This is a genomic window from Microbacterium sp., assembly GCF_031988965.1.
Classification (GTDB): domain Bacteria; phylum Actinomycetota; class Actinomycetes; order Actinomycetales; family Microbacteriaceae; genus Microbacterium.
In genome coordinates, this window is sequence record NZ_DALZXX010000045.1 from 1,995 (window position 1) to 6,875 (window position 4,881).

At 66.1% G+C, this 4,881-nt stretch carries 6 protein-coding genes; 3 read left to right on the forward strand and 3 right to left on the reverse strand.

Annotation, left to right across the window (positions count from 1 at the left end):
- Positions 1–42 precede the first annotated feature (42 nt).
- The gene (locus RTM68_RS09720) at positions 43–1,680 is read right to left on the reverse strand and encodes a cation acetate symporter (protein WP_312170414.1); all 1,638 of its coding nucleotides are present in this window, start codon (positions 1,678–1,680) and stop codon (positions 43–45) included.
- The gene (locus tag RTM68_RS09725; RefSeq protein ID WP_194763678.1) at positions 1,677–2,024 is read right to left on the reverse strand and encodes a DUF485 domain-containing protein; all 348 of its coding nucleotides are present in this window, start codon (positions 2,022–2,024) and stop codon (positions 1,677–1,679) included. The genes RTM68_RS09720 and RTM68_RS09725 overlap by 4 nt, the downstream gene beginning before the upstream one ends.
- Before the next feature lie 112 nt (positions 2,025–2,136).
- Between RTM68_RS09725 and RTM68_RS09730 the strand changes: the two genes are divergently transcribed.
- A complete protein-coding gene (locus RTM68_RS09730; protein ID WP_312170417.1) occupies positions 2,137–2,997 on the forward strand; it encodes a LuxR C-terminal-related transcriptional regulator in 861 nt (286 codons plus the stop codon).
- A gap of 98 nt (positions 2,998–3,095) precedes the next feature.
- The gene (locus RTM68_RS09735; protein ID WP_312170419.1) at positions 3,096–3,443 is read left to right on the forward strand and encodes an Lsr2 family protein; all 348 of its coding nucleotides are present in this window, start codon (positions 3,096–3,098) and stop codon (positions 3,441–3,443) included.
- Between the two features lie 68 nt (positions 3,444–3,511).
- Here RTM68_RS09735 and RTM68_RS09740 read toward each other — a convergent pair whose 3' ends face one another.
- Positions 3,512–4,087, reverse strand: a complete 576-nt coding sequence (locus RTM68_RS09740; RefSeq protein ID WP_312170444.1) for a MarR family transcriptional regulator — start codon at positions 4,085–4,087, stop codon at positions 3,512–3,514.
- 146 nt (positions 4,088–4,233) lie between these two features.
- Between RTM68_RS09740 and idi the strand changes: the two genes are divergently transcribed.
- Positions 4,234–4,755 (forward strand): isopentenyl-diphosphate Delta-isomerase, encoded by a 522-nt coding sequence (idi, locus tag RTM68_RS09745; RefSeq protein ID WP_312170421.1) that lies wholly within the window; start codon positions 4,234–4,236, stop codon positions 4,753–4,755.
- The last annotated feature ends 126 nt before the right edge of the window (positions 4,756–4,881 follow it).

Genomic DNA, 4,881 nt, shown 5'->3' on the forward strand with positions numbered 1-4,881 from the left:
GTCCACGCTGCTCGGTGAGAACTGACACCGCTGCGGCATCCGTCAGTGATCGACCGCCTTCTCGGCTCCGAAGCCGGTGAGCGAGCGCACCTCCATCTCTGCGGCCAGCGTCGGGGATTCCTTCGTCCGGCTCGTGATCGTGCCGAGCCAGCCGAGGAAGAACCCGATGGGTATCGACACGATGCCCGGATTGTTCATCGGCCACAGCACGATGTCGATCCCGGGGATCATCGACGTGGGCGATCCGGAGAACACCGGCGACAGGACGATCAGGATGATCGCCGCCCCGAGACCGCCGTACATGCTCCACACGGCGCCGCGCGTGGTGAAGCGGCGCCAGAACAGCGAGTACAGGATCGTCGGCAGGTTCGCGGACGCCGCGACGGCGAAGGCCAGCGCGACGAGGAACGCGATGTTCTGCCCCTGCGCGCCGATTCCTCCGACGATCGCGAGGATGCCGATCACGATCACCGTGCGACGGGCGACACGCACCTCGCCGTTCGGGTCGGGCTCGACCGGGTTGCCCGCGGCATCCTTCTTGCCCTTCTGGATCACGTTGGCATAGATGTCATGCGCGAACGAGGCCGCGGCCGTGATCGTGAGTCCCGCCACCACGGCGAGGATCGTGGCGAACGCCACCGCCGAGATGAATCCGAGCAGCACGGGGCCGCCGAGGTACAGGGCGAGGAGCGGAGCCGCCGAGTTGGGGCCGCCCGGTGCGGCCGCAATGACGTCGGCCCCCACGAGCGCGCCGGCGCCGTAGCCGAGCACGAGCGTCAGCAGGTAGAACCCGCCGATCAGCCAGATCGCCCACACCACCGACCGACGCGCCTCCTTGGCGGTCGGGACCGTGTAGAACCGCATCAGCACGTGCGGCAGCCCGGCGGTGCCGAGCACCAATGCCATGCCCAGAGACAGGAAGTCCCACGGGTTGGCGCCGTACTGCAGACCGGGAGCGAGGATCGCGTCTCCCTTGTCGGAGTTCGCCACCGCCGCCTCGAGCAGTGTGTTGAGGTTGAACCCGTGGATCGCGAGAACCCACACGGTCATCGCGATGGCACCGCCGATGAGCAGGAACGCCTTGACGATCTGCACCCAGGTGGTGCCCTTCATGCCACCGATCAGCACGTAGACGATCATGAGCACACCCACGACCGCGATGACGATCGACTGTCCGACCCGCCCGTCGATGCCGAGGAGCAGCGACACCAGCCCGCCGGCACCGGCCATCTGCGCGAGCAGGTAGAAGAAGCAGACCGCGAGCGTGGTGATGGCGGCCGCCATCCGCACCGGTCGCTGCTTGAGACGGAAGGACAGAACATCGGCCATCGTGAACTTGCCGGTGTTGCGCATGAGCTCCGCCACCAGCAGCAGCGCCACGAGCCACGCGACCAGGAATCCGATCGAGTAGAGGAATCCGTCGTAGCCGTTGATCGCGATCGCCCCGCAGATGCCGAGGAACGATGCCGCCGACAGATAGTCACCGGCGATCGCGAAACCGTTCTGCGGCCCCGTGAACGATCGGCCCGCCGCATAGTAGTCGGCCGCGGTCTTGTTGTTCCGGCTCGCACGGATGACGATGAACAATGTCACCGCGACGAATGCGACGAAGATCGAGATATTGAGAATGGGATTGCTCTCGACCGCGAGAGTCTCGCCGGTGGCGGTGAAGACGTTCATGCGTGCCCCTGCGCCTTCTCGAGTTCTTCACGGATCTCGGTCGCTATCGGATCGAGCTTGCGATTCGCGAAGGCGACATATCCCATCGTGATGGCGAATGTCGTGACGAATTGCCCCAGGCCCAACAGCAGTCCGACGGTGATATCCCCCCAGACCCGCTGCGCCATGAAGTCGGTGGCGAACGCCCCGAGCAGCACGTACACGAAGTACCAGATCAGGAAGAACGCGGCGAGCGGGAAGATGAAAGATCTCTGCGTGCGCTTGAGCGTGCGGAAACGTTCGGATTCCTCGACGGCGATGTAGTCGATTCCGTCCGCCGAATCGGCAGGTGAATGGTCGGTCATGGGGCCTCCTTGCCACATGTCTCACGGCTCGCGCGGGCGGGCCGCGCGAGTGGTAGGGTCGACGCTACGAAACGGGGAACGGTGCCGTCACCCCCGAAAGTAGGTAGTCGTCGTGAGCACAGCGACCGGGATGGAATCCGAGACCGAGCTCGTCGCCAGAGCCGTGCGCGAGCTCTCTCAGCGAACCCGCTTCCCCGTGGCGTTCGGCGGGCTGATCGATGAGGGCGTGGTCAGCGTCACGAGCATCGTGGGCAACCGGACCCGCAGCCTCGACGGCTTGCGTGTGCGCCCCGAGCGCGGACTCGGCGGGCGAGCGATGATGGAGCTGCGTCCGCGCATGACGAACGACTACGGCTCCTCGCGACAGATCACCCACGACTACGACGTCTTCGTGCTCGGTGAAGGACTGAACACCCTGTTGGCTCTTCCGATCATCGTGGCCGGACGCCCCCGCGGCGTTCTCTACGCAGGAGCTTGGGACAGGACGCCGATCGGTGGAGTCACCACGGCGCCCGCCATGCAGATCGCCCAGTCCGTGGCAGACGAACTGCGCATCCGCGACGAGGTCGATCGGCGTCTGCGGGGAGCCGGACCCGCCCCCGAGTCGGTCGCACCCCGCCAACGGGAGGAGCTGCGCGAGAGCTTCGCCGAGCTCCGCAGCATCGCCGCCTCGGTCGACGACGTCGACATCCGCGCGCGCATCGCACAGGTCGAGCAGCGTCTGGTCCTGCTCGCCGGCGACGCGGCGGCACATCCGACGACGGGGCCGGTTCCCACGATCCACCTCTCCCGCCGCGAAACCGATGTTCTGGCATGCGCGGCACTCGGTGCGACGAACGGCGAGATCGCTGCGCAGCTCGGGCTCCGCGAAGGCACGGTCAAGGCGTATCTCGGCACCGCGATGTCGAAACTCGACGCCTCGACGCGCCACGCTGCGGTGACGAAAGCGCGCCGCGCGGGCCTCCTTCCCTGACGATGAATTCTGCCTGCGGGTGAATATCGACGTGACAGTCGAAATATCATCCGTGGATCCGCTTCTGATATTCGCATTCGCGCTGTATCGTCATCGCTATGGCAAGACGAATTGTGCACCAGCTGGTTGACGACATCGACGGCAGCGTTCTCGAGGTCGGCGAGGGCGAGACCGTCCATTTCTCGCTGAACGGCACCTCCTACGAAATCGATCTCAACGCCGAGCACGCCGAGGAGTTGCGTTCGGCTCTCGAGCCGTACATCTCGGCGGGGCGTCGATCGGGTACGTCCGGAGCCGCCCGGTCCGCGACGTCTTCTCGCAAGCGGCCCGGCCGCAACCCCGAGGTCGCGGCGATCCGCGCCTGGGCGAACGACAACGGATACACGCTGTCCGAGCGGGGCCGCATTCCCGCCCCCGTGGTCGAGGCGTACAACGCCGCCCACTGAGCCACCCCCACTGCATCGACGAAGCCCTCGGACCGAACAGGTCCGAGGGCTTCGTCGAGTGCGCGGGGTCAGTCTGAGGGCACCGCATCGGCCTGCGCCCAGGCCTCGTCTTTCAGCGCGATCTCGTCGGCCATGTCCGAGAGGAATCGGATGACGACGTCGCGCTCGGCGGGTGTGAGTCGCGCGGCCGAGTAGAACCTCTTCGCCTGCTGCTTGCCGACGGTGTCCATCGCCGCCTGCCTGGTCTCCGGTGTGATCGTGATCGCGAGTGCGCGACGATCGGTGGGGTGCGGGGCACGACGGATGTGCGCCCCCTTCTCGAGACGATCGAGAAGCTTCGTCGTCGATGCCGTCGAGATGCCGAGGTGCGCGGCGATGCCGCCCGGGGTCGCCACCATTCCCCGGTTGTCGGAGACGATCAGGTAGTGCAGCGCCCGCATGTCGGTCTCGTTCAGGCGCATGTAGCGGCGCGAGGCCAGCGACAGCTTCTGCTCGGCGTCGCGGAGGTCTCCGAGCGCTCCCATGAGGACGGCGATCTGCTGAAGATCTTCGGGGCCCACACCCGAGCGGTCGATCAGCACACTTCGAGGGTCACTCGATTCGACATCGTAGATCGCCGAGTGTGCAAGCCCGTCAGGTGACATGGGTCCCCGACGAGAGATCACATCCGACGAGCCGCTCCCCCGGGGGCTGGCGTCAGATCCGTTGTTCATGGGATCATGCTACACACGATTGGATTCATGTTATGTTGATAATTAGCTAAGCTAGCGAAATCTTGGAGGTTCCCCCGTTGGATGAGGTCATCCTCCTGTCCGAAGACGGAGTAGCGATCGGCGTGTTCTCGAAGGACGAGGTGCACACGACGCACACTCCCCTGCACCTCGCCTTCTCGTGCCATGTCCTCGACGAGAACGGCCGAATCCTCGTCACCCGCCGCGCGTTGAGCAAGCGCACCTGGCCGGGTGTCTGGACGAACAGCTTCTGCGGACACCCGCGCCCCGGCGAGAGCATGACGGATGCCGTGCACCGCCGCGCACAGGATGAACTCGGACTCACCGTCACCGACGTGACCATGGTTCTCGCCGACTACCGCTACCGCGCTGTCGACGCGAGCGGCATCGTCGAGAACGAGATCTGCCCCGTGCACGTCGCGCGGATCGACGGCGGCCTCGTACCCGATCCCGACGAGGTCTCCGAGTGGGCCTGGGTCGACCCCGCCGAGTTCGCCGACGCGGTCGCGGCGGCCCCCTTCGCCTTCAGCCCCTGGCTCGTCGAGCAGCTTCCGCAGTTGCGTGCGCACGGGGCGGTCTGACCATGACGTCCACCGCGATCCATGAGGACATGGGCACCCAGGTCGAGGAGATGCTGCGACGCCGCTTCACCGTGCACAGCGACACCGCTCAGGCCTACGGCAGCGAGTTCGCGTCGCTGTGGCGGG

Bases quoted from the DNA above. Each gene is read 5' to 3' on its own strand.
- RTM68_RS09720 (WP_312170414.1), bottom strand. From the start codon at position 1,680: ATGAACGTCTTCACCGCCACCGGCGAGACTCTCGCGGTCGAGAGCAAT.
- RTM68_RS09725 (WP_194763678.1), bottom strand. From the start codon at position 2,024: ATGACCGACCATTCACCTGCCGATTCGGCGGACGGAATCGACTACATC.
- RTM68_RS09735 (WP_312170419.1), top strand. From the start codon at position 3,096: ATGGCAAGACGAATTGTGCACCAGCTGGTTGACGACATCGACGGCAGC.
- RTM68_RS09740 (WP_312170444.1), bottom strand. From the start codon at position 4,087: ATGTCACCTGACGGGCTTGCACACTCGGCGATCTACGATGTCGAATCG.